This is a genomic window from Exiguobacterium flavidum (assembly GCF_003344535.1).
Taxonomy (GTDB): domain Bacteria; phylum Bacillota; class Bacilli; order Exiguobacteriales; family Exiguobacteriaceae; genus Exiguobacterium_A; species Exiguobacterium_A flavidum.
Genome location: NZ_QPKS01000007.1, coordinates 68,932 through 93,468, shown reverse-complemented (window position 1 = coordinate 93,468; position 24,537 = coordinate 68,932). Strand labels below are relative to the sequence as shown.

Here is a 24,537-nt window from a genome sequence, read left to right as displayed (position 1 = left end):
TTTGAACGACGTGTGAACATTTCGTTCGCGACGCAATCCATTATAAGGAGAGATATTCATGCAACTATTTGAAATGCTCGAAACGAAGGTAAAGGCGGCCCGCCCGACGATCGTTTTCCCGGAAGGAATCGACGCGCGCGTCCTCGGCGCAGCAGTTCGTTTGAAAAATGACGGGATGGTCACACCGATCGTCATCGGACCGCGCGAGAAAATCGAACAGACGGCAAGCGAGAACGGAATCGAGCTCGGGGATTTGACGACGATCGATCCGGCTACTTACGAAGGTCTTGAGGAACTCGTCGCTTCGTTCGTCGAACGCCGCAAAGGTAAGGCGACGGAAGAACAGGCACGTGAACTGATCTTGAAGGACGTCAACACGTTCGGCACGATGCTCGTCCACACGGGCAAGGCAGAAGGCCTCGTCTCGGGTGCGATGCACGCGACAGCTGACACGGTACGTCCAGCCTTGCAGATCATCAAGATGCAGGAAGGCTACAAGAAGACATCAGGCGTGTTCATCATGGTACGCGGTGACGAGCAGTATGTATTCGCAGACTGCGCGATCAACATCGCACCGGATGCGAACGACCTGGCAGAAAACGCGATCGCTTCCGCGAAGACGGCGAAGACGTTCGGCATCGAGCCGAAAGTCGCGCTCTTGAGCTTCTCGACGAAGGGGTCGGCAAAGTCACCTGAGACGGAACGCGTCGTCGAAGCGACTCGCCTCGCGAAGGAACGTGCTCCGGAACTCGCAATTGACGGAGAACTTCAGTTCGACGCAGCGTTCGTCCCGAGCGTCGCGAAGACGAAAGCACCGGATTCGGATGTCGCAGGCCAGGCGAACGTCCTGATCTTCCCGAGCCTCGAAGCAGGTAACATCGGCTACAAAATCGCTCAACGCCTCGGCGGATTCGAAGCGATCGGACCGATCCTTCAAGGTCTCAACAAGCCGGTCAACGACTTGTCACGCGGCTGCAACGAAGAGGACGTCTACAAACTTGCACTCATCACGGCTGCCCAGGCACTCGACGAGCGCGCAGAAGCTTAAACACGAAGAGAGTTTCCCGATATTTCCCGGGAAACTCTCTTTTTTAGATGTTCCATTGACAGACGCGGTTCCGTCCGCTTCTTTTCGCCTTGTAGAGACCGAGGTCGGCCCGTTTCGGCAGTGAGGCGACAGGGTCTTCCGGGAAGCTCGCGATGCCGATCGAGACCGTGATATTGATTTCCGACTCGTCTGGCAAGAGGAAGGACTCAAGCTCAATCCGCTTGCGGGTTCGTTCAGCGACGAGCATTCCTTCCTCCTGGCGACAGTTAGGAAGCAGGATGGAAAACTCCTCGCCACCGTTGCGGGAGACGACATCGCTTTCGCGCGCCGTCTCCCGCAAAAGTTCCGCCACTCTGACGAGGACGGCATCGCCCGCATCGTGTCCATATGTATCATTGACCTGCTTGAAATGATCGATGTCGAGCAGAAGCATCGCACACGGAATATTTTTTTCGGTCGCCTGCGTCTCGAGGCGGCGAAGCAGGTTCTCGAACCTCCGTGTGTTGTTCAAGCCGGTCAGGAAATCGGTATGCGACGACTTCCGGTATTCGGCGACGAGAGAGGAATGTTGCTCCAACTCATAAAACGAATAGTACATCTGGAACAATAGCCAGCTGAGGACGGCACCGGTGCCGACGAACATCGACACGCGAAGGATGAAGTCATCCCCAACCTGGTACTGCATCGAGGTCAGGATGATCAGCAGAATGCTGGAGACGACGTGAAGCGAGAACACCGTCTTCAGCGTCCGGAGCGGTTGCTCAGTGATCAAATACAGCCAGGTCAACAGAAGGACGACGCTGATCGTCAAAAGCTCATCTTCGAAGTCCTGTGCCTCGGTCAGCAGGAAGGCGAGAGCGATGTTGACGGATGTCGCGATGTACAAGCCTTTCTCTCTAAAATAGATTCCGGCGATGGCGAGAGGGAAATAGCCGAAATTGAAATAGTGGAGATCGGAACTCGTGATGCCATGCCACATCGTCAGACCGGCGACGAGCCCAAGGAGCACATTCGAGACGATGACTTCGAGTCGATGAGCCTCAAGCCAATTTTTATAGACGATGTGCACGACATATAGAAGGGCGAACAGGACGGCCGCATTGGAAATGAAATCGTTGATCATATGCATGTTCCCTTCGAGAGTAATTCAACAATCATTGTAACCGTTTTTATGAAAAGCGCTACCAGAAAAATATTTTTCCTGCTAAAAGGTATAGAATTAAGGCATCACAAATCGATTTTCTGAATATTCCGTGTAATATCAAGATAGTGTTTAATGTCGTTGAAAACGTTTACAAAATGGACACATTTTCTTATACTGACATCGTAGCAGTTGGGGAACTGCTAAAAGAACGGGGAATGGGAAGGACGTTAGAGAGATGAAACAACAGACAGAACTGAATCGGGGACTCGAGGAACGTCACATCACGCTGATGTCACTCGGGGCAGCTATCGGTGTCGGATTGTTCTTAGGTTCGGCGACGGCCATCAAACTAGCAGGTCCAGGTATCTTACTAGCCTATTTGCTGGGCGGGGTCATCATCTACATCATCATGCGGGCACTTGGGGAGCTCGCGGTACGGGAACCGGTTGCGGGAAGCTTTGCTGAATATGCCCGGAAATATGTCAGTCCGCTCGCAGGATTCCTGACGGGCTGGAACTACTGGCTGCTCTGGATCTTCACTTGTATGGCGGAGATCACGGCTGTCGGGATCTACATGCAGGAATGGTTCCCGCAGTCGGAACGATGGGCTTGGGCGCTTGGTGCGCTCATCCTCATGACGAGCATCAACTTCGTCGCGGTCAAGTTCTACGGGGAGTTCGAATTCTGGTTCGCCCTGATCAAGATCGTCGCGATTGTCGCGATGATCGTACTCGGAATTCTGACGATCGTCGTCGGCTTCGGCAACGGCGGTACACCGGTCGGAATTTCTAATCTGTGGGCAGAAGGCGGCTTCTTGCCTAACGGATTCGGCGGCGTCCTGCTCGCCATGCAAATGGTCATGTTCGCCTTCCTTGGCATCGAGGTCATCGGCGTGACGGCAGGTGAGGCGAAAAATCCGAAGAAGACGATCAAGAAGGCCGTCAACAACGTCTTTTGGCGTATCTTGATCTTCTATGTCGGAGCTCTCTTCGTCATCCTGTCGATCTATCCATGGAACGAAGTCGGCAAGGACGGCAGTCCATTCGTCCTTCTGTTCGATCAACTCGGTATTCCGGCAGCAGCCGGGATCATCAACTTCGTCGTCCTGACGGCGGCGCTTTCTTCTTGTAACTCAGGAATCTTCTCGACGGCACGGATGATGTTCAATCTGGCGGAGAACAGCGAGGCGCCTAGACGGTTTGCACGTCTGTCACGCAACGGTGTGCCGGCGCTCGCGACTGTCCTTTCAGGGGCAGCTCTCCTCGTCGGCGTCGTATTGAACTACTTCCTTCCGGAGAGCGTCTTCGCAATCGTCACGAGCATCGCGACGTTCGGAGCGGTCTGGACATGGGCGATGATTTTGATCGCGCAGATGCGGGCCCGTAAAGTCTACGGGACGGCGGAGTTCGGGGTTCCGTTCTTCCCGGTCGCGAACTACATCGCACTCTTCGCTTTGGCGGGTGTCATCGTCCTGATGGCGTTCAGTGAAAGCACTCGGATCGCGCTTATCGTCGGTCCGCTCTGGTACGCGGTCTTGATCGCCGTCTACTATGCACGGGGAATGCATAAGGAGACGCGTACGCTCAAGCGTGCGTCTGGGGAATGATGAACAGGGCGGTCTCTTTCGGGGGAAGGAGACCACCCTGTTTTCTTTTGTCTTCGGGCGGGAATATGGCAGTGGGGGTATCATCTTTGGTATTCTGGATACAGGAAATCATTTTAAGGAGGAACTTTCATGAAGAACATCACAGTCGATGAACTCAAACAAAAACTCGAGGCTGGCGAACGTCTGAACGTCGTCGACGTCCGCGAACAGGACGAGTACGATGCGGGTCATATCCCGGGCGTACGATTCCTGCCGATGTCTGAAATCGGTGAGCGTTATACGGAACTTCAGGAAGGTGAGACGTACTACATCATCTGTGCGGCGGGCGGCCGCAGCGAGAATGTCAGCCGCTTCCTCGACCAGTACGGATACGACATCGTCAACGTACAGGGCGGCATGAGCAGCTGGACGGGCGATATTGAAGCATGAGGGGAATGAAGACACGGAAAATTCCGTGTCTTTTTTGTGGGTCAGAACACCTATACACAATGCGCGGGATTCCTCCGATATACAAAGTGGAAGATGTATATCGTGTAGAGGAATGGAGTGGAACGATTTGAAAAGAAGTAAGGAACGAACGAAACGAAGCATGAGCATCAAGCAAAAACTGATTCTCTCATCACTTGCGCTGATGATCATCCCGGCGCTGATCATCGGGATCGTCGCCTATCAGTTGTCGAGCCAGAAGATAGCGGATCAGATCAAGGAAGCGGCACATCAAGCGGTCGTCCGGATCGATTCCGAGATCGAGGGGACGGTCGATCCGATGCGCCGCGACCTCGCATTTTTCGCGGACCGGATCGACGGGACGCTCTATCAATCAGGTGAGCAGAACCTCGCCTTGAAGGAAAAGATGACGGAATACCTCGATATTCATCCGCAGGCGAGCAATATCTATTTCGGCACGAATGACGGAGAGATGACGATCTACCCGGAACAGGCGATGCCGGACGGGTATGACCCGCGCGAACGCCCATGGTACAAGGCAGCGGAAGAAGCGGGCGGCAAGGTCGCGATCACGCCTCCTTACGTCGACGCGGCGAGCGGCAAGATGATGGTGACCCTTTCTCAGAAGACGGGCAACGGCAAAGGGGTCATCGGCATCGATGTCGACGTCGAAGGTCTCGCTGAAATCACGAAATCGATCAAGGTCGGCAAGGAAGGATACGTGACGGTCCTCGACGCGGACCAGCAGTTCGTCGTCCATCCGACGATGAAGCCGGGTACGAAGGGGGAAGGCGAGTGGATCGCTCCCCTCTATGCGAGCAAAGAAGGCCAGTTCACCTACCAGTTCGAGGGAGAAGACAAGGAGATGGACTTCGTGACGAACAAGCTGACCGGCTGGAAGGTCGCAGGCACGCTCTATTCGAAGGAAATCACGGATGAGACGTCCGGCATTCTCTGGACGACACTGATCGTCCTCGCAGGCATGCTGCTCGTCGCGACGGCCCTCATGTTCTTCATCCTCCGCTCGATCTTGAAGCCGCTCCGTGAGCTTTCAGATAGTGCGCAGCGGATCAGCGAAGGCGATTTGACGGAGCAGGTCGCAGTCGAGACGGACGATGAGATCGGTCAGCTCGGCAACAGCTTCAACTCGATGGTCGATTCGCTTCGCCTGATCATCAAGAACCTCGATGAGTCGGTCGCCCAGGTCGCGGCATCCTCGGAAGAACTGATGGCGAACTCGGAACAGACGACTGCCGGGACGGAACAGATCGCAGCTGCTATACAGCAGATGTCGGCAGGTGCGAACCAGTCGAAACAGCAGCTCGAAGGCAATGCCGTCTCGCTCCAATCGATCACACAAGGAGTCATGCGGATCGCTGAGAGTTCGAGTGCGGTCTCGGATCTCTCCCGCACGACGTCGCTCGAGGCGGAGACCGGTACGAACGCGGTCGGACAGAACCTCGAGCAGATGCAGTCGATCGACCGTTCGGTCAGGGAGTTCAGCCAGGTGATCGATTCCCTGTCGGTCCGTTCGAACGAGATCGGAAAGATCGTCGAAGTCATCAATGGCATCGCGGCCCAGACGAACCTCCTCGCCTTGAACGCGGCGATCGAGGCTGCCCGGGCAGGCGAACACGGCAAAGGGTTCGCGGTCGTCGCGAGCGAAGTCCGAAAGCTCGCGGAACAATCGCAAGAGTCGACGAAGCAAATCGCCTCACTCGTCGCGAACATCAAGCAGGATACGGATGTGTCCGTCCGCCTGATGGACGAAGTGACGACAAGCACGAAGCAAGGATTGGCAGTCACGGAGGAGACGGCGAAAAAATTCGCCCAGATCCTGGCCAGCACGCAGGAAATGACGCCGCAGATCGAGGAAGTGACGGCGACAGTCCAGGAAATCGCCGCGAACGTCCAGGAGGTCTCGGCATCGGCGACGGAGATCGCGCATATCGCAGAGGAGAACGCGAACAGTTCCGGCATGGTCGCAGCGACGACCGAGGATCAACTCGGATCGATGGAAGAGATCACCGAATCCGCGAAGTCGCTCGCTGCCATGGCAGAAGAGCTGCAAGGTCTCGTCACGAAATTCAAGATATGAACAAAGGGCCTGTTGAAAAACAGGCTTTCTTTTCGCGAATCATTTGCATATACAAATGATTTCGGCTATGCTTTCTGTGAAAGGGGAGAGGACATGTCGCATGAAGTCGAAGATCACTGCCTCTATTTCGTGGCCGGAAGGTTCCACCGTATCATGACGAAGCTCGCGGAAGATGCTTTCCTACCGAGCGGACTCGCTCCCAGCTATGCCTACATCCTGCTGGCACTCTCACGCAAGGAGATGACACAGAAGGAGCTTGGCGAGACACTCCATTTCCAACCGTCGACGCTGACACGTTTCGTCGACAAGCTGCTCAAGGACGGCTATGTCCATAAACGGCAGGAAGGCAAATATGTCCACATTCGCCTGACGGAAGCGGGGGACGGAAAACTCACGGAAATCAGAGGTTGTTTGAAGGTGCTCTACCGGCGTTACGTCGATCTGCTCGGCAAGGAGACGGCCGAACAGCTCGTATCGGACATCAAAGGCGCAGCTGCGATTTTGGAGCAGGATTGACCTGCTTCTCCCCTCTATATTTGTATATACAAAGGAGAAGATGAAATGAACACACTCGTACTAGTCAGTCACCCGAACTTGAATGAATCCCGCCTCAACCGGAAACTGCTCGAAGCGATTCCTGAAGGGGTGACGGTCCGCGACCTCTATGCCATCTATCCTGACGGTAAGATCGATGCCGAGAAGGAACAGGAGCTCCTGTTGTCCTTTGACCGGATCGTCTTTCAGTTTCCGTTCTACTGGTACTCATCGCCGTCTCTTCTCAAGGAGTGGCAAGACAGCGTCTTGACTTACGGGTTCGCTTACGGCGCGGAAGGAACGGCGCTTCGCGGAAAGCGTTTCCGCCTGGCTGTGACGACGGGCGGACCGTCCGAAGCTTATCAGGCAGAGGGACATAACCGCTTTACGATGGATGAGTTGTTCGCACCATACAAAGCGATGGCGAATTTGACCGGGATGGAGTTCGAGGAGCCGTTCCTCGTCCAAGGCGCGATGCGTCTGACGGAGAGTGAGCTTGAAGCGCATATGCAAGCATACGGAGGCTTATTCGTCCGTTCGATCGTTCGAAAATAATTCATCAGAAAGCCCCATACCTTCGATTGAATCCCCGACAGTAAGGGAAAATACTACTGTTAGCTGCATTGTCTTCTATCGGAGGGAGGCGGAACAAATGTCTTGGCAAACCAAGTTGAAGGAATGGGAAGACGCCGGCGTGATCGACGCAGGGACGAAAGCGCGCGTCTTCGAGTATGAAGGGAAGCTGAAAAGGGAGAAGAAGCGCTTCCCGCTCCTCGTCGTCATCGGTCTCATCTTCGTCGCACTCGCCATCATGAGTTTCATCGCGGCCAACTGGCAGGCGATTCCTGCACTCGTCAAAATCGGTCTCGTTCTTTTATTGATGTGGGCGTTCTACGTCCTTGCTGACGTCTCGGAACGCCGGAAAATCTGGAGTCCGGTCGCGTTTCGGATTCTCGGTATCATCTCGTTCGCCGGTGCGATCGTCGTCACCGTCCAGACGTTCCACATGTCGCAGCAAGGAACCTTTCTTGCGTGGGCGGTCCTGCTGATGGCACTCGGACACTACTTCCTCTGGCGTCACGAAGCCTATACGATCGTCGCCTTCATCGCGGGCATCAACCTGCTGACGACGGCAGGACAGTCCGTGACGTGGCTCGAGTGGGCGTTGCTCCTCGCAGTCGGCCTCGCCTGGTTCTACTTCAGTCAGAAACCGCTGCCGCAGCTGTTCAGCTGGATTTTCCTGTTCGGTTCTGGAGTGCTGCTCTGGTCGCTCGTCGACGGATATGACGGGGTACTTTGGGCGATTTGGACGCTGTTCGCACTCGTGCCGCTTCTGTTCCTGATCAAGGACGAGGAGGCGCGGAAGAAATTCGTTCCGATCTACCTGTTCGTCGGCGGTGCTGCTTCGGTCGTCTACCTCGCGGTGCGCGGAGGGACGGAGGACTGGACTGTCGACATGAGCTATTATGAATCCGCAGCCCTGCTGCTCGTCGCCCTGGCCATCGGCTACGTCGGATACAGATGGTTCAAGCCGCTCCTGTGGCTCGTCCCGCTCGGCCTGTTCGGCTTCGCGCTCTATGATGACACGGCGATCGCGCTCGCTGCGATCATCGAAATCGTCGCGTTCGCTTTCCTGATTTACAGTGAACGCAAGGATCATTCGCTCGTCATGCCGTTCGTCTATTTCATCGCCGTCCAGATGGCGATCTACTTCGTCTACGCCTGGGACCGGCTCGACATGTCGCTGTTCTTCCTGATCGGTGCGATCATCGTCTTCCTGCTCGCAGGCATCGCCTGGTGGCTCCGTCGCAGACGAGAGGGGGCGACGACATGATGATGCTCGGTCTGCTCGTGATCATCGTTGGTGTGATGGCAGCGGGATGGTACTGGTCTCAAGGGAGGGGGAACCGGTCATGAAACGTTATCTCTTTCCGCTCATCCAGACATTGATCGTCGGACTCGTCGTTCTCGCGTTCTTCGCCATCAGCTGGTTCGGTGACAGCTACCGCTTCCGGGCTGAGCCGTACGATCCGTTCAATCCGGTCTATGGTGAGTTCGTCATGCTGCAATATCCGGATCTCACTCCCGGTGCCGGTGTCGAGGAAGGCACGGTCTACGTGACGTTCAAGGAAGGTGACGACGGTTACGCCGTCATCGACCGGATCTCGAACGAACGGTTCCTCGGCTCGACGAAGGGCGACTATTACGATAAGCTCGTCCGGGTCCCTCAGCTCGAGCAATACTACGTCGAACAAGGTACCGGAAAAGGATACGAGGATGCGAAGGACCTCGAAGTGAAGGCGGACGTCGCGCCTTGGGGTGCCATTCGCCCCCGTCATCTCGATGTCCGGAGTGAGTGATGAATCGAATTGAACAAAACGGCCCCCTCTTCCAAGGAATACGATGGAAGAAGGGGCCGTTTTCGTTAGCCGTGTGGTAGTCCGTTAAGCAAGTTTGCGCTTCGCGGCGTCCCAGCGCGGTGATTTGAGCAATTCAATCCACTTGCGTGCGGCAGAGATCGTGATGACGATGCCGAGCACACCCATCGTGATCGAGAGGACGGTGTTCAAGACGCTGAAGCCGGCAGATTCCGGATTCGCATAGACGTTCGCGACCATCCAGACGTCTGCCGTCGCGACTGTCGCGAGCAGATAGACGAGCGGGATGAACGTCGTCAAGGCATAGATTTTCTTGTCGGCGATCTTCAGGATGATCGTCGTACCGATGATGAGGCCGATCGACGCCATCAGCTGGTTCGATACACCGAACAGTGCCCAGATCGAACCGATGTCGCCTGAGAAGAGGAGATAGCCCCAGAAGAACGTACCGAGCGCGCTTGCGAAGATTGCTCCCGGCACCCAGTCGACACGTTTGAGAGGTTTGTAGAACTCGCCGAAGAAATCTTGGATCAAGTAACGGGCGACGCGTGTCCCGGCGTCGATCGCCGTCAGGATGAAGACTGCTTCGAACAGGATGACGAACTGGAAGAAGAACGATGCGATTTCGCGGAACCACGGGATGACACGGAAGATGAACGTCATACCGACTGCGAGCGAGACGGCGCCGCCTGTACGGCCTGCGAGATCCAGACCGATCTCACGCGAGAGGTCGTCGAGATAGACTGTGCTCATGCCGAGTGTCGCGAAGACTTCCGGTGTCGAGTTGATCGCGAAGTAGTCGCCGACTTCGAGTGAAGTCGCAGCGATGAGTGCCATGACGGCGACGAGGCACTCGACGAGCATCGCGCCGAAAGCGACAGGTTTGATATCGCTCCAGCGGTTGATCATCTTCGGCGTCGTCCCCGAACCGACGAAGGCATGGAAGCCTGAGATGGCACCGCAAGCGATCGTGATCGAGATGAACGGCCAGACCGGACCGGCGATGATCGGACCGCCGCCGTTCACGAACTTCGTGAACGCAGGGAAGCGGATTTCCGGGTTGATGATGAAGACGCCGATGATGAGGGCAACGAAGACACCGATTTTCATGAAGCTCGACAGGTAATCGCGCGGAGCGAGGAGCAACCAGACAGGAAGCGCCGCTGCGAAGAACGCGTAGACCGGAAGTGCGATCGCGAGCTGGCGGCTCGAGAGGTCGAACCAGTCACCGATGAATGTCTCCGTCAACTGCGGGCCGAAACCGATCGCAGCAAGGATCAGCAGGAATCCGACCGTCGAAGCGAGGGCGAGGTTCCCGCCTGCTTTCAAGTAGAGACCGACGGCCATCGCGATCGGAATCGTCGCGAAGACGGCGAACGTGCCCCATGGGTTATGTTCGAGGGCGTGCAGGACGACCATCGAAAGGCCGGCCATCGTGATCGTGATGATGAAGAGCATCGCGAGTCCCGTACAGAAGCCGGCGACCGGACCGAGCTCCTTCTTCGCGACCTCGGAGAGCGACTGCCCGTCTTGGCGCATCGAAGCGAAGAGAACGACCATGTCGTGGACGGCTCCGCCGATGACAGCACCAATCAAGAGCCAGAGCAAGCCTGGCAGGTAACCGAACTGTGCGGCGAGGACCGGACCGACGAGCGGACCGGCTGCTGCGATAGCAGCGAAATGGTGACCGAACGAGACCCACTTGTTCGTCGGGACGTAATCTTTTCCGTCCTCGAGTTTATGGGCTGGCGTCTGCTGATCGTCTTTGATCTTCAAGACTTTCGCTGCCATGAACGTACCGTAAAGACGGTAGGCGATGAGTAGAATACAGATGACTGCAATGACGATAGGTGTAGCGTTCATCGTGATGAACCTCCTTCAGGAATGTTTTTCTGAAGCAAGTGTATCTCGAATGAAAACGCTTACTTATCGATTTCGGACGAAAAGCCGTTTTCTGAGGATGAACGGTCGGAAACGGGCAATGAAAAACCGCTCAGCAAGCTGAGCGGTCAGATGTAGGTCGATTGGCTGATGATCCGGTCGAGCAGTCGTCCGCTCTCGACGCCGTCCTCCCCGGTCACCGCGAGCGGATTTCCTTCGCGGATGGCTTCGATGAACTGATGGACGACGTCCGTGAAGCCCTTCGTCCGGAGGATCGTCTCCCAGCTTGGAGCGGTCCGGACGAACGCCGCGTCCTTCGTCCACGTCGACTGGGACAGGTTCCGGACGTCATAGAGCCCGTTGACCGTAACGGCTGAAAGGCGTTCATCATTCGAGCCGCAGGAGCGGTGCATGCTGATGTGCGCAGGAATCCGTTCGTCGATCAGGAAGGAATGCTCTGCGTAGACGAGAGATCCGGCATCGTCGGTCTGGATGATGCCGTTCAAAAGCCGGATCGGCCGGCCGGCGCTCAGCCAGTGGATCGTATCGACGAGGTGGATGTAGTCGTCGAACAGCGTCTCACTCGCCGGGACCGGTTTGACGCGGGAGGCGCGGTGCTTCTCCATCCGGATCGAGGCGACGGAGTCGAGGGGCAGTTCAGCGATTTCCCGGTAGAAGGGTGCGAAGCGCCGGTTGAATCCGACCGTTAGGAGCAGCTTGCGCTCACGCGCGATGCGGACGAGTTCTTCTGCCTGTTCGGTCGTCTCAGCGAGCGGCTTATCGATATAGACATGTTTTCCTGCGAGCAGACTCTCCATCGCAAGGGAATGATGCGCCTCGGTCGCGGCATGAATCATGACGGCATCGACCTCCTGCAACAGGTCGGCGAGGTGTTCGAAGCTCTTCAAACCGCTCTTCTTCTCGATCAGCTCCCGCTTTCCGGCTGAGCGGGTATGGAAACCGATCCATTCTGCGCCGGTCAGCTCATGCATGAGCGGCAGATATACTTTTTCTGCGATTCCGCCGATCCCGACCAGTCCAATCCGTACTTTCATCATGATGACTCCTCCTTGTTAGATACCGAGTGCATCTTTCAGCGTCTTGACATACGTGCGGCTGACCGGCAAATCCATCCTGCCGATCTTGATATTGTAAGCTCCGTTGAACCACGGCTCGATCGCCTCGATCGCTTCGAGGTTCACGATATAGGAGCGATGGACCCGCAGGAAGCGGTGTTCAGAAAGCTTGCGCTCGAGTTCGGTCAGCGTCTCGTTCGACGAGTATTCACCGGAGTCCGTCGTAAGCTTCGTCTTGCCCCCTTCGGCGACGACATAATGAATGTCTTGCGGCGAGAGGAGCTTGAGCTGATCGCCCGACTCGACGGCGAGCCGTTCGAAGCGAGGACTTTTTCGCAATGCCGGGCGGCCGATCTTATCGAGAGCGCGCCTGATGCGGTGGGGGTCATACGGCTTAAGGACATAGTCATAGGCATTCAGCTCGAACGCCTCTAGCGCATGGGCATCGTAGGCGGTGACGAAGATGATCGCCGGGGCATGCGGGATCGACTGCAGACGTTTCGCGACGTCGAGGCCGCTTCCGTCCTGCAGCTCGATATCGAGGAAGACGACGTCGGGCTGATGTGTCCGGACGAGCGTCTCTGCGCCTTCGGTCCGGTCGCTCTCCGCGACGACTTCGACACCGGCATTCAGCACGTGATAGCGCAGCTCGTCCCGTGCCAGCGGTTCGTCTTCAATGAGTATGGCGCGCATAAGCGACATCCTTTCCGGGCTCGAGGGGCAGACGGATCGTCACCGTCGTACCCTCGCCGCTTTTGATTTCAAATGATCCGTTGTTTCCATATAACGTGCGAATCCGTTCCGACGTGTTGAACAGGGCGTTGCCGTTCCCGCTTGATGTAACGACTTCACGGCCGAGCAGTTTCAATCGTTCCGATTCGATGCCGCGTCCGTTATCGACCACTTCGAGGACGAGCTGGTCCCCATCGATGAAGGACGTGATGCCGACATAACCGCTCTCGTTTTTAGGGAAGGCGTGGATGAAGGCGTTCTCGACGAGCGGCTGCAGGACGAATGGCGGAACGAGCATCTGCTCGGTTCCTTCTGCGAGGTCGATGTCGATGAATGCCCGGTTCGGGAAACGGGCGGACTCGAGGGAGATGTAGGCCTCGACGTGTTCGAGCTCCTTCGACAAAGCGATTTCCGGATGGCGTGCTCCCTGCAGGTTGCTGCGGAAGAACGTCGACAATTCGAGCAGCAGTTGCCGTGCCGCCTCGACGTCGGTCCGGCAAAGCGCATAGATCGTGTTGATGGCGTTGAAGAGGAAGTGCGGATGGATCTGTGCCTCGAGCGCACGGATTTCCGCGTCCTTCAACAGCTGGGCCTGGCGTTCGGCCTGGCCGAGTGCGAGCTGCGTCGAGAACAGCTTCGCGAGTCCTTCGATCAACTCGATCTCGACGGCGTCGAGTTGATCGTTGTTCGGGTAATAGACCTTCAACGTCCCGACGGTCTCGCCGCCGACCATCAGCGGGGCGATGATGCCGGCCTGCAGCGGACAGTTCGCTTTCGGACAATCGATGTCCTCCTTCTCAGTCGCGAGCCGGACCTCACCCGTCTGAAGGACATGTTCAGTCGGGCGGGTCGTCCAGTGCTCGCCACTCCTGTGATGGTCGCTGCCTGCACCGACATGGGCGAGGATGAGGGCGCGGTCCGTCAGCGACACTGCGTCGGCACGCGTCTCTTGCAAGAGAATCGACGCGACAGCTTCCGCCGAATGCGGGCTGAGCCCGCTCTTGAGGAACGGAAGTGTCAGGTCGGCGATATGGAGCGAGCGTTCCGCCTCACGGGCGCGGACCTGTTCCTCCTCTCTGGCCGCTGAACGGATGATCGAGAGGAAGAGCCAGACACCGAGCGCGTTGACGATGCTCATCGGGACCGAGATGAAGCGGACGAGTTCGAGGGCTGCGTCGAATGGTGTCGAGACGAGCAGGATGAGTGACATCTCGAACGCCATCAGGAAGATGGTCAGGACGATCGGGAAGAAGGCGTTACTGCGAAAACGGTCACGCCAGATCGGACGGGCAAGGCCGCTGAGCATGCCGGCTGCGACGGTCGAGAAGGCGCAGGCGAACGCCGTGAAGCCGCCGAGCGAATACCGGTGGAGTCCGACGATCAACCCGGTGATCGTACCGCCGACAGGTCCTGCAAGCAGTCCGCTGATGACGACGATCATCGTCCGCGTGTTCGCGATCGCCGATGTGCCGTCGACTTCCTCGAGCCACGTGTGCGGCAGGAAGTTCGCGAGGTCGACCTTGACGCCGGTGTAGTTGCTGATGATGCCGTACGACGCGAAGAAGACGATCAGGGCGGCGAACTGCCACGGCCGGTCCGGTTGCCGCATCAATCGGCGCGTCGGCCCCCATTGCGCGAGGATGAAGGCGAGGATGATCATGATACCAAGCCGTTCCATCAAAAAGGGGATGAGTTCAAGCAATTTTTTCGCCTCCATTCGCTTTTAGTGTATACGCTTCCGCACCGGACGACAACGAGGAACGAACACAAAAAATGCCTGAAGCATCCGCTCCAGGCATGTTGATCATTGAGTTGCTTTATCGAACGTGATCCGTGCGATCGCATCGTGCTGATGGATCGTCTCTTCGTTTCGGCATTCGACGAAGAACTTCGTGACGGCCTCCATCTCGTAGAGGTCAGCCGCGATCAGTCGGACCATGTCCTCGACGAAACGCGGGTTCTCGTACGCCATCTCCGTCACCCGCTTCTCGTCCGGACGTTTGAGGACCGGGTGGAGCGGTGCCGAGGCATTCGATTCCGCTGCGTGCAGCAAATCCTGCTTCCAGTCGAATTCAGGTGCTTGCACGTCGAGTGTCGCTTCGATCGTGACGTACCCGCGCTGGTTGTGGGCGCTGTATTCGCTGATTTCCTTCGAGCATGGGCAGAGCGTCGTGACGTTGATCGTCAGACCGACCGAGAGCGTCGCCTCGTCCGTCTCATTGTTGACGCTGACAGTCTGCCAGACTTCTGCGTTCATGAGGCCGCTGAGGCCAGTCGCAGGCGCCTTGCGCGAGAAGAACCAAGGGTAGCGGACAGTCAGCTGTCCTTCCGTCTGTTCCATCCGGACGGCGAGGTCGCGCGCGAATGCGACGAGGCTGTCGTTCGTGATGACCCAGCCTTCGTTGTGATAAGCGTCGAGCTGCTCCGTCAAGCGGCTCATGTTGATGCCTTTACGGTCCTGGACGAGGGACGTCGAAAGCTCGAACGTCGCAATCGTCGCTTGCGTCGCGTCGCCATCCTTGACGACGACAGGGTGTTTGACATTCGAGATGCCCACGGCGTCGAGTGCGAACAGGAAGTTCTTCGGCGTGTTCTGCAAATCGACCATCTGTTCTTTTTCAGTCGGTTTCGTGCCTTCGATCGGAGGGACAGAACCAAACAATTTATGGCGCTCCTCTTTCGTAGGCAAAGTGATTGGGTAGGTAGACATGGAATCGGCCCCTTTTTCGTAATGATCGCTGATATATACAACATGACAGCAGTTAGAGCGCTGAGCAAGTGTAGTGACTTGATTGATGTGCTGTATTGCATTTTATCATGAAGTGGGACGAATCGGAACTTGAATGTCTCGGACATATCGAGAAAGACCGGGGTTGCCAAAATAGGGTCTATGCCTTAGTATATGTTCATATGAACGCATAAAGTGAAATCATCCAAAAATGGAAGAGAAGGGAATGTGGAATATGGATTGGCAGTTAGTATTACAATATGCGTGGATCGTGCTCGTCTTGATCGCGCTCGAGGGTCTGCTTTCGGCGGATAACGCCCTCGTCCTCGCCGTCATGGTCAAGCACTTGCCGGGAGAACAGCAGCGTAAAGCGCTCTTCTACGGTCTCGCAGGAGCGTTCGTGCTCCGCTTCGCGGCATTGTTCGCGATTTCTTTCCTCGTCAACATCTGGCAGATTCAGGCGATCGGGGCAGCTTATCTCCTCATCATGAGTTTCCGTCATATCTATAAGACGATACAGGCTCGGCGAATCGGTGAGACCCACGGCGCTGAAGAAGAGGACAAAAAACCGAAATCGGAAGAGCCGGTCTCAAAAGCCGAGTTCTGGAAGACGGTCGCGAAGATCGAATTCGCCGATCTCGCCTTCGCGGTCGACTCGATTCTTGCAGCGGTCGCTCTCGCGGTCGCGCTTCCAGACTGGGGTACCGGTGAAGTCGGCGGCCTCAACACGGGTCACTTCGTCGTCATCCTGACAGGCGGTCTGCTCGGTGTCGTCCTCATGCGTTTCGCCGCTCGCGTCTTCGTCAAGTTGCTTGCTGAACGCCCGGGTCTCGAGACGGCAGCATTCGGTATCGTCGGCTGGGTCGGTGTGAAGCTCGCGGTACTCGCGCTCGAACACCCGAAATACCACGCATCGATCGAAGGCACGTTCATGGAAGCGTTGAAGCTCCCTGAAGGTTTCGGCCACAGCACGATCTGGCAGATCTTCTTCTGGACGGTCATGATCGGCATCGCGCTTTGGGGATGGTTCTCGTCGCCGAAGACGAAATCGAACCCGGAAGCGGAGAAAAAGGTCGAGAAGAAAATCGATAAGATGTAATCAGGGGCGGCCGCTTTGCGGCCGTTCTTTTTCGTGCAGGCGAATCGCTTTTTCTTTTTCAGGAAGTGACCTTATAATGTATAAGTAAGTTAGCTTTTTAGAAAAGGAGTCTTCGCTCATGGATGTTGGATTAATCACGCAATATGTAACGGTCGGACTCGTCCTGATCGTCCTGCAAGGGCTGCTGTCTGCCGACAACGCGATGGTCATGGCCGTGCTCGTTCGTCCGCTGCCGGACGAACAGCGCAAGAAGGCGCTCTTCTATGGGCTCGTCGGCGCACTTGTCCTCCGTTTCGTCGCTATCTTCTTCGCGTCCTATCTCGCGACCGTCTGGCAACTTCAGGCACTCGGTGCGATCTACCTGTTCTATGTCGCGCTGAAAGGGATCGTCGAGTCGCGCTCCCATCATCACAGTGTGCCGGGTGCGCTCGCGCCGAAGAAGGAATCACCGAACTTCTGGTGGACCGTCGTCAAGGTCGAGTTTTCGGACCTTGCCTTCGCAGTCGACTCGACGCTCGCTGCCGTCGCGATGGCGACGACGCTTCCTGCCGTCGGCGGGATGATCGGCGGACTGAACACCGGCCAGTTCTGGGTCGTCTTCTTCAGCGGAATCGTCGGTCTCGTCATCATGCGATACTTCGCGAGCTGGTTCGTCGTGTTGCTGCAAAAGCGTCCTGGTATCGAGGAGGCGGCATTCTGGCTCGTCGCCTGGGTCGGCGTCAAGCTCGTCGTCATGACGCTCGCCCATCCGAAGATCGCCGTCCTGCACGAGGAAGTGCCTGAAGGCGCCGTCTGGCAGACGATCTTCTGGGCCGTCCTGCTCCTGATCCTCGTCGTCGGCTGGTTCCGCGGCGGAAAAGAAGCGGACAAAAGCACGCAACATCGAACGCAGGAACGAAAATGAGCTAAAATACAGTTAGAAGAGATGGACAGGGAATTCGATTCTGCTGTCCATTTTCATTTGAGGAGGGATTTCATGCAGAATGGAACGTTCATCCGGATGATCACCCGGATGCAGAATGTCCCGCGCTGGGATGAATACGCGCCGCGCTTCCCGGACAATGCGGCGAGCCACAGCTTCCGCGTCGCGCTGTTCAGTTTGATGGCGTGCTACATCGAGGAACGGGAAGGAAGACGGGTCGACCGACTGGCGGTCCTCGGAAAGGCGCTGTTCCACGACATGAACGAGGTCATCACGGGACCGATCAAACACCGGACGAAGAAGGAGCCGACGCTCCATGCCCATATCAAGGACATGGAACGTCAGGCGAGCGAACAGCTCGTCAGCCTGCTGTCGAAATCACTTCAGCAGGAGTTCCATTCCTATCTCGTCCTGGCCGAGGATCAGTCGGCGGAAGGGCGGATCATCGACGCGATCGACACGTTCGACGCGATGCTTTATGCCCGGAGGGAAGCGCTCGTGACGGGTTCCGTCTTCTTCGAGGAGAAGATGAACGAATTGAAGACGCTGCTTCTGCAACATCCGCTGACATCGATCCGGGAGCTGACGGCTTCTGTCTTCGTCGAGGACGACATGTCACGTTTCATCGACAACGTCATGATGATGGACACGATCCGGCGCTGGAAGGGCCGATTCAACACGATCGACGACAATGACGCGACGCATGCGTTCCGGGCGGCCTCGCTCGGCCTCTTCAACGGCCTGATCGAATCGAAGAAGTACGGCGTCGCTGTCGATACGGCGGAGGTCGTCTCGCGCCTGCTCTGCCATGATCTCGTCGAAGGGGTGACAGGTGACGTCCTCGGACCGGTCAAACACGCGACGCCTGTCACCGGAGCCGCGTTCGAGGCATACGAGCGCGCTGAGAGCGAGGCGTTGATCAAACTGCTTCCTGATATCATGCAGCGGGACTTCCACCGCTTCCTCGCCGAGGCGAAGGACGATACGTATGAGGGACTGATGGTCGACGTCGCGGACAAGCTCGACGCCTTGATCAAGATGAACATGGAGCGCAAGCTGAACGGTGTCGAGTACGAGACCGGGTACCGTGCGCAGCTCAAGAAGGTCCAGACGAAGTATGAAAACCCGGCCGTCGTCTTTTTCCTCGCCTATGTTCTGCATGATCTGGATTATGTGACGTCATGAGGTGGGAAAGATGCAGATGAATCCACCGCTCAAGTCAAGCCGGCTGACGCTCGTTCTGATCCTCGGATCACTCTCTGCGCTCGGCCCGCTCTCGATCGATATGTACTTACCTGCCTTCCCGGACATGGCGAAATCGTTCGGGACAGGTGCTTCGCAGATCCAGCTCAGCTTGACGGCCTGTATGCTCGGGATGGCGCTCGGACAAATCGTCGTCGGTCCGCTCAGCGACATACTCGGCCGGAAGCGTCCGCTTCTGCTCGCCTTGTTCGCATACTTCCTCGCCTCGCTGTTTTGTGCGTTCGCACCGTCGATCGAGGTGCTCGTCCTGGGCCGCTTCCTGCAGGGAGCGGCCGGTGCTTCCGGCATCGTCATTTCCCGGGCAATCGTCCGCGATCTATATGAGGGGCCGGAACTGACGAAGTTCTTCGCGACGCTCTCGCTCGTCAACGGTGCGGCGCCGATTCTCGCACCTGTCATCGGCGGCCAGATTCTCCGCTTCGGCGATTGGCACATCGTATTCTTCGTCCTTGCGCTCTTCAGCACGCTGATGCTGATTGCGGTCGCGTCGAAGCTTCCGGAGACGCTGCACGCCGAGCACCGGGCGGAGGCGGATTTCAGGGCGACGTTCCGGACGTTCGGCCGCCTGTTGTCGGACCGGGTCTTCATCGGCTATGCCTTCGCGCAAGCTTGTGTGATGGGTGCGTTGTTCGCCTACATCTCCGGTTCCCCGTTCGTCCTTCAGAACATCTACGGGGCGAGCCCGCAGCAATTCAGCTTCCTGTTCGGGATCAACGGGATCGGCATCATCATCGCGGCACAGTTCGCCGGAAGGATGGCGGGGCGGATCGACAGTGAGAAGATGATGCGGGCCGGTCTCGTGATCGTCTCGCTCGCAAGCATCCTGCTGTTCCTCGCCCTGACGTTTGCGAGTTCACTCGTCCTGGTCATGATTCCGCTGTTCTTCGTCGTCTCGAGCGTCGGTCTGATCACGACGATCGGTTTTACGCTCGCGATGCAGAACTACGGGGCGACAGCTGGCAGTGCCTCGGCGCTGCTCGGCTTGCTCCCGATGCTCGTCGGTTCGACCGTCTCACCACTCGTCGGCGTGCTCGGTGAAGACTCCGCACTGCCGATGGCGCTCATCATCATGACGCTCGATTGCCTTGCGCTCGTCCTGTACAGGGTGCTGATCGTCCGCCGTCCGCGGTGAGAATATGAAAAATGAACGCCTGATTCGCTCTACTGCGGTCAGGCGTTTTTTTGCTGTCGAAAAAAAAGCAGTTCCGAAATTATTAGTATCAGATACTATTGTTTGGTAGTATTAATATTTTTTTGGTGTTATGATTGAACGGTTGAGAAAAGATGTCTCGGAATTTTGAAATATGAAGGAGTTGCTTTATGGAATCGCAAGATTTACATTCATTCAGCTGGTATGCCGCACGTGTCAAGAAACACCTGCCGGCAGAAGCGTTCCAGCCGGTGCCGATCCGGCTGCTCGGCGGATTCGCCTATGTGCTTGTCGTCATCACCGGATTTTTACTGATCGGTCTGCTTGAGCTCTATCCGATCGTCAACATCGCGATCGCGCTCGTCATCGGGATGAGCTTCGCCGCAATGGGCTTCCTCGGCCACGAGATCCTGCACGGGACGGTCGTGCGCAAGGCTTGGATCCGCAACGTCCTTGGAGCGGTCTTCTTCTGGCCGCTCAGCACAGGGCCGCGCCTTTGGCGGAAATGGCACAATCTGACACACCACGTCCACACGCAGGACGAGGAGAATGATCCGGATGCCTGGCCGACGCTGCAGAAGCTCGCGAAGAGCCCGGCGCTGCAATGGGTGTACCGCTTGCCGTTCCCGATCCGCGCTTTCTTCGGCTTCCTGTCGCTTTCGCTGACGTTTTCGCTCCATTCGCTTCATATGTTCTTCGTCTATATCAAGGATTTCAAGAAGGAGACACGGACGACGGTCTGGCTGCAGATGCTCTTGCCGTGGGCGACATGGCTCGGCCTGCTCGCGATCATGGGTCCTGTAAAATGGTTCTTCGCGTTCCTTTTGCCCCTTTTGATCGGAAACTTCATCGTCATGGCGTACATCTCGACGAACCACCGGTTGAATCCGCTCGTCCCGGTCAATGATCCGCTCGCGAACAGCTTGACGGTGACCGTCCCAAGATGGGTCGACTTCCTGCACTTCAACTTCTCATACCATACGGAGCACCATCTATTCCCGGGGATGAGTTCGAAGTATTATCCGCTCGTCAAGGCGCGGATCAAGGAGATGTGGCCGGAGCGTTACCATGAGATGCCGATGGCGAAGGCGATGATCGCCCTCTACAAGACGCCGCGCGTCTACTTCGACAACACGGGACTGATCGATCCGAAGGACGGAAAACTCTACGGATCGCTCGGACATGGGCTTGATCCGGATCGTCCGTCATATGATAAGATCGATGTCGACAAGGCGCTCGTTCAAGAGGAACGGCGCAAAGAAGGATGAAAAAATACCCCGCCTCCTCCAAGGAAGCGGGGTATTGTCAATCTTCGTATCCGATGACGATGAGTCCGGGACCGGTATGTGAACCGATCGCTGCGCCGGCGATCGTGATGATGACCTCGGCAGGTTCGAATTTCTCCTCGATCATCGCCTTCAGCGCTTCCGCGCGATTGACATCGTCGCCGTGCCCGATGATCAGGCGTTTGCCGTCGATGTTCTCGCGCGACTCCTCCATCCAGTCGACGATCCGGTGCATGACCTTCTTCTGGCCGCGGATCTTCTCCTTCGGGATGAGCTTCCCGTCCTCGACCGTCAAGAGCGGCAGGATGTTGAGCAGACCGCCGATGAAGGCGCTCGCGCGCGAGACGCGGCCGCCGCGCAGCAGATAGTCGAGCGATTCGACCGTGAAGAGATGGCGGACCGTGTTGACCTTTCGTTCGCTGTAGGCTTTGACGCTCTCGAAATCATTCGTCTTCGCGTATTCCGCGACGTCGAGGACGAACAGCGCCTGACCGGTCGAAGCCGTCTTCGTGTCGATGACGGCATAAGGGACGTCCGGATAGTCTTCCGCGAGCTCCGAAGCGACCATGACGGCCGTCTGATATGTACCGGACAGTTCGCTTGAGAAGGCGAGATAGAGGAAGGGTTCGCCTTGCTCGAAATGTTCCTTGAAGACGGTCTCCATCCGCGGAATCTCGACTTGGAACGTCTTCGGTGCGGCACCGTCCCGCATCCGGTCGTACAGTTCCTTCGGCGAGATCGTCTCCCCATCGAAGTGGGTCTCTTCCCCGATCAGGACGCCGAACGGCATGACCGTGAAGCCATACGCGTCGAGCAGTTCCTTTGGTGCGTCGGCACCGCTGTCAGTGATGAATCGTACCATCTATTTCACTCCTTTTCACCCGAGGGCTTTTTTGTTGCGTTCAAGCATGCGATTCCAATTCGCGCCGAACAATTCGTTCTCCGTCTCCGTCAAGGAGGACGGGATGAGGCGTGCGTTCATTGCGATCAGCGCCTGGTAGGCGCGGAGCAGTGTGTCGCCCACCGTCAGCGGAATGCCGAGCAGTTCCTCGAGCGAAGCCATCGTCTCCGGGACGACATCCGGATAGACGAACTTCGTCTCCGCGTCCTTGCGCGCCGCGGCATAGAAATCGCGGATCAGCGCGGCACGCGCGCTCCCGCTTCCGGTGACGCAGAGGTAGATCTGGACGGCGACACCGCCGCGGACACGGCGCTGGGAGATGCCGGCGAACTTCTTGCCGTCGATCGACAAGTCGTACGTCCCCGGACAGTAGGAGCCGACGACTTCCCCCGGCATGATGGCGGACGTCTCGTTCGCGAACATCCGGCGCACGAGGGCGAGCATCGCCTCATATCCGCTGTCGATGTCGATCCCGCCGCGCTCAGGCAGGACGAGCGACAGATTCAGTACGCCCTCGTCGAGGACGACGGCGAGACCGCCCGAATTCCGGACGACCGGAGTGAACCCGTTCGTCTCGAGGACGGCGACGCCATCCTCGAGGTACGGAAGGCGTGCGTCCTGGATGCCGAGGACGACGGTCTTATGATGCACCCACGCGCGCATGGCGGCGCCTTCCGTCGCGACAGAAGCGCAAAGCGTGTCGTCCATCGCGAACGACTGGGTGGCATGGAATGCCGCACCGAGCGTCGTTTGATCAAATATACGATAATGGTCTTGCTGTAAGAGTTCGATTCCCATTGGCCCGTTCCTTTTTCTAGATTTGCGAAACCATTATAGCATAGGGATACGTTTCTTTACTTCAGGAAGGACGGAGACAGGAACAGCAAGGGGCGGGGACGAACGGTATACTAGAACAAAATGCATCAAAAGGGGAGAAGTCCGTGTATCAGTCATTAGGTCAACTGAAAGAGACGAAAGTGTTCAAGGATCCGGTCCATCGCTATATCTATGTCGATGATCAGCTGATCTGGCAGCTGATCGGCACGAAGGAATTCCAGCGCCTGCGCCGGATCAAGCAGCTCGGGACGTCGTTTTTGACGTTCCATGGAGCGGAACATACGCGCTTCCACCATTCGCTCGGCGTCTATGAGATCACGCGCCAGCTGATCAACGTCTTCAACGGCCGTCCGGAATGGGACGACCAGTACCGAGAGCTCGCGCTGTGTGCGGCCTTGCTCCACGACGTCGGACACGGCCCGTTCTCGCATGCGTTCGAGAACGTGTTCGGCGTCGAGCATGAGACGTGGACGGAACGGATCATCCTTGGCGACACGGAAATCAAGGCCGTGCTCGATCAGGTCGGGGACGGATTCGCCGAGGAGGTCGCTGCCGTCATCCGCAAGACCCATCCGAACAAGCTGCTCGTGACGATGATCAGCTCGCAGCTCGACGTCGACCGGATGGACTATCTGCTGCGCGACGCGCATTTCGCGGGCGTCAGCTATGGCACGTTCGACCTCGAACGGATGCTTCGCGTGCTACGCCCTTCGCGCGACCAGCTCGTCGTCAAGCAGTCCGGGATGCACTCGATCGAGGATTACATCATGCGACGCTATCAGATGTATTGGCAGGTCTATCTTCACCCTGTCACCCGGTCGAGCGACTACCTGCTCAAGGCGATCCTCGAGCGGGCACAGGAGCTCTACGCCGGGCATTACGACTTCACGGTCACGCCGTTCCACCTTATTCCGCTATTCGAGCAGACGATGACGCTGAAAGACTACCTCGCACTCGACGAGACGATCGTCTATTTCTATTTCCAGCAGTGGATGGAGGAGGAGGACAAGGTGCTAAGCGATCTCGCGAGCCGTTTCGTCAACCGGAAGCTGTTCAAATACGTCGACTACCCGCAGGAGAAGCGCGACGCCGTCCACGAACGGCTCTGTCTTGCCTTCTCGAAGATCGGTCTCGATCCGGACTATTATCTGCTCGAGGACAAGCTGAGCCGACTGCCGTACGACCTCTATCTCGAGAACGGCGAGATCAGCCGACACCCGATCATGCTCCAGATGAAGGACGGGACGCTGAAGGAGATCTCGCAAGTCTCGCCGCTCGTCCGGGCGATCGCGACTTCGCGCCAGACGGATGAGAAGCTGTTCTTCCCGCAGGAGGAGCTGTATGACCTGAAGGAGTTCGCGAACGAGAAGATGCAGATCGACACGTTGCTCAGAGGTGACCATTGAG

General features: G+C 57.1%; 22 protein-coding genes. 14 read left to right on the top strand and 8 right to left on the bottom strand.

Annotated features, from left to right (window positions below; genetic code table 11):
- Positions 1-58: 58 nt before the first annotated feature.
- Positions 59-1,048 carry a phosphate acetyltransferase gene (gene pta / locus DFG60_RS08495; protein ID WP_114571331.1) on the top strand — a complete coding sequence of 330 codons (990 nt, stop codon included), beginning with the start codon at positions 59-61 and terminating at the stop codon, positions 1,046-1,048.
- A 43-nt stretch (positions 1,049-1,091) separates the two neighbouring features.
- Here pta and DFG60_RS08490 read toward each other — a convergent pair whose 3' ends face one another.
- Entirely contained in the window at positions 1,092-2,171 is a 1,080-nt protein-coding gene (locus DFG60_RS08490) for a GGDEF domain-containing protein (protein WP_157964512.1), read from the bottom strand.
- A 256-nt stretch (positions 2,172-2,427) separates the two neighbouring features.
- On the opposite strand from DFG60_RS08490, the gene DFG60_RS08485 reads away from it, so the two are divergent.
- From DFG60_RS08485 to DFG60_RS08455, 7 genes are all read left to right on the top strand, one after another.
- Positions 2,428-3,798, top strand: coding sequence for an amino acid permease (locus DFG60_RS08485; RefSeq protein WP_114571329.1), 1,371 nt, complete (start codon positions 2,428-2,430; stop codon positions 3,796-3,798).
- Positions 3,799-3,927: 129 nt separating this feature from the next.
- Complete coding sequence (locus tag DFG60_RS08480; protein ID WP_114571328.1) at positions 3,928-4,227, top strand: rhodanese-like domain-containing protein; 300 nt, start codon at positions 3,928-3,930, stop codon at positions 4,225-4,227.
- A gap of 127 nt (positions 4,228-4,354) precedes the next feature.
- A complete protein-coding gene (locus DFG60_RS08475) occupies positions 4,355-6,343 on the top strand; it encodes a methyl-accepting chemotaxis protein (protein ID WP_232818680.1) in 1,989 nt (662 codons plus the stop codon).
- Positions 6,344-6,436: 93 nt separating this feature from the next.
- Entirely contained in the window at positions 6,437-6,859 is a 423-nt protein-coding gene (locus tag DFG60_RS08470; RefSeq protein ID WP_114571326.1) for a MarR family winged helix-turn-helix transcriptional regulator, read from the top strand.
- A 45-nt stretch (positions 6,860-6,904) separates the two neighbouring features.
- Positions 6,905-7,432 carry an NAD(P)H-dependent oxidoreductase gene (locus DFG60_RS08465; RefSeq protein WP_114571325.1) on the top strand — a complete coding sequence of 176 codons (528 nt, stop codon included), beginning with the start codon at positions 6,905-6,907 and terminating at the stop codon, positions 7,430-7,432.
- Positions 7,433-7,529: 97 nt separating this feature from the next.
- On the top strand, positions 7,530-8,711 hold the full coding sequence (locus tag DFG60_RS08460; protein WP_114571324.1) for a DUF2157 domain-containing protein: 1,182 nt from the start codon (positions 7,530-7,532) through the stop codon (positions 8,709-8,711).
- Positions 8,712-8,790: 79 nt separating this feature from the next.
- The gene (locus tag DFG60_RS08455) at positions 8,791-9,237 is read left to right on the top strand and encodes a GDYXXLXY domain-containing protein (RefSeq protein ID WP_114571323.1); all 447 of its coding nucleotides are present in this window, start codon (positions 8,791-8,793) and stop codon (positions 9,235-9,237) included.
- An 84-nt stretch (positions 9,238-9,321) separates the two neighbouring features.
- On the opposite strand, the gene DFG60_RS08450 is transcribed toward DFG60_RS08455, so the two are convergent.
- The 5 genes from DFG60_RS08450 to folE2 all read right to left on the bottom strand — a co-directional run bounded on the left by DFG60_RS08450 (position 9,322) and on the right by folE2 (position 15,654).
- Positions 9,322-11,118 carry a carbon starvation CstA family protein gene (locus tag DFG60_RS08450; protein ID WP_114571322.1) on the bottom strand — a complete coding sequence of 599 codons (1,797 nt, stop codon included), beginning with the start codon at positions 11,116-11,118 and terminating at the stop codon, positions 9,322-9,324.
- A 146-nt stretch (positions 11,119-11,264) separates the two neighbouring features.
- Positions 11,265-12,194 carry a Gfo/Idh/MocA family protein gene (locus DFG60_RS08445; protein ID WP_114571321.1) on the bottom strand — a complete coding sequence of 310 codons (930 nt, stop codon included), beginning with the start codon at positions 12,192-12,194 and terminating at the stop codon, positions 11,265-11,267.
- Between the two features lie 15 nt (positions 12,195-12,209).
- On the bottom strand, positions 12,210-12,905 hold the full coding sequence (locus DFG60_RS08440; RefSeq protein ID WP_198661569.1) for a LytR/AlgR family response regulator transcription factor: 696 nt from the start codon (positions 12,903-12,905) through the stop codon (positions 12,210-12,212).
- A complete protein-coding gene (locus DFG60_RS08435) occupies positions 12,886-14,646 on the bottom strand; it encodes a sensor histidine kinase (protein WP_232818679.1) in 1,761 nt (586 codons plus the stop codon). The genes DFG60_RS08440 and DFG60_RS08435 overlap by 20 nt, the downstream gene beginning before the upstream one ends.
- 102 nt (positions 14,647-14,748) lie before the next feature.
- On the bottom strand, positions 14,749-15,654 hold the full coding sequence (folE2, locus tag DFG60_RS08430) for a GTP cyclohydrolase FolE2 (protein WP_114571318.1): 906 nt from the start codon (positions 15,652-15,654) through the stop codon (positions 14,749-14,751).
- A 253-nt stretch (positions 15,655-15,907) separates the two neighbouring features.
- On the opposite strand from folE2, the gene DFG60_RS08425 reads away from it, so the two are divergent.
- The 5 genes from DFG60_RS08425 (at position 15,908) to DFG60_RS08405 (ending at position 21,374) form a co-directional block, all read left to right on the top strand.
- Positions 15,908-16,771, top strand: a complete 864-nt coding sequence (locus DFG60_RS08425) for a TerC family protein (protein ID WP_114571317.1) — start codon at positions 15,908-15,910, stop codon at positions 16,769-16,771.
- 118 nt (positions 16,772-16,889) lie between these two features.
- Complete coding sequence (locus DFG60_RS08420) at positions 16,890-17,675, top strand: TerC family protein (RefSeq protein ID WP_114571316.1); 786 nt, start codon at positions 16,890-16,892, stop codon at positions 17,673-17,675.
- A gap of 72 nt (positions 17,676-17,747) precedes the next feature.
- Positions 17,748-18,878: a YfbR-like 5'-deoxynucleotidase gene (locus DFG60_RS08415; RefSeq protein WP_114571315.1), complete on the top strand. Its 1,131-nt coding sequence runs from the start codon at positions 17,748-17,750 to the stop codon at positions 18,876-18,878.
- Positions 18,879-18,888: 10 nt separating this feature from the next.
- A complete protein-coding gene (locus DFG60_RS08410; protein WP_114571314.1) occupies positions 18,889-20,088 on the top strand; it encodes a multidrug effflux MFS transporter in 1,200 nt (399 codons plus the stop codon).
- Positions 20,089-20,276: 188 nt separating this feature from the next.
- A complete protein-coding gene (locus DFG60_RS08405; RefSeq protein WP_114571313.1) occupies positions 20,277-21,374 on the top strand; it encodes a fatty acid desaturase family protein in 1,098 nt (365 codons plus the stop codon).
- 37 nt (positions 21,375-21,411) lie between these two features.
- Here the strand turns inward: DFG60_RS08405 and DFG60_RS08400 are convergent, their stop codons facing one another.
- Both DFG60_RS08400 and DFG60_RS08395 read right to left on the bottom strand, forming a co-directional pair.
- The gene (locus tag DFG60_RS08400) at positions 21,412-22,254 is read right to left on the bottom strand and encodes a DegV family protein (RefSeq protein WP_114571312.1); all 843 of its coding nucleotides are present in this window, start codon (positions 22,252-22,254) and stop codon (positions 21,412-21,414) included.
- A 15-nt stretch (positions 22,255-22,269) separates the two neighbouring features.
- Entirely contained in the window at positions 22,270-23,091 is an 822-nt protein-coding gene (locus DFG60_RS08395) for a lipoate--protein ligase family protein (RefSeq protein ID WP_114571311.1), read from the bottom strand.
- A gap of 143 nt (positions 23,092-23,234) precedes the next feature.
- Here DFG60_RS08395 and DFG60_RS08390 point away from each other — a divergent pair, with 143 nt between their 5' ends.
- A complete protein-coding gene (locus DFG60_RS08390; RefSeq protein WP_114571310.1) occupies positions 23,235-24,536 on the top strand; it encodes an HD domain-containing protein in 1,302 nt (433 codons plus the stop codon).
- Position 24,537 lies beyond the last annotated feature (1 nt).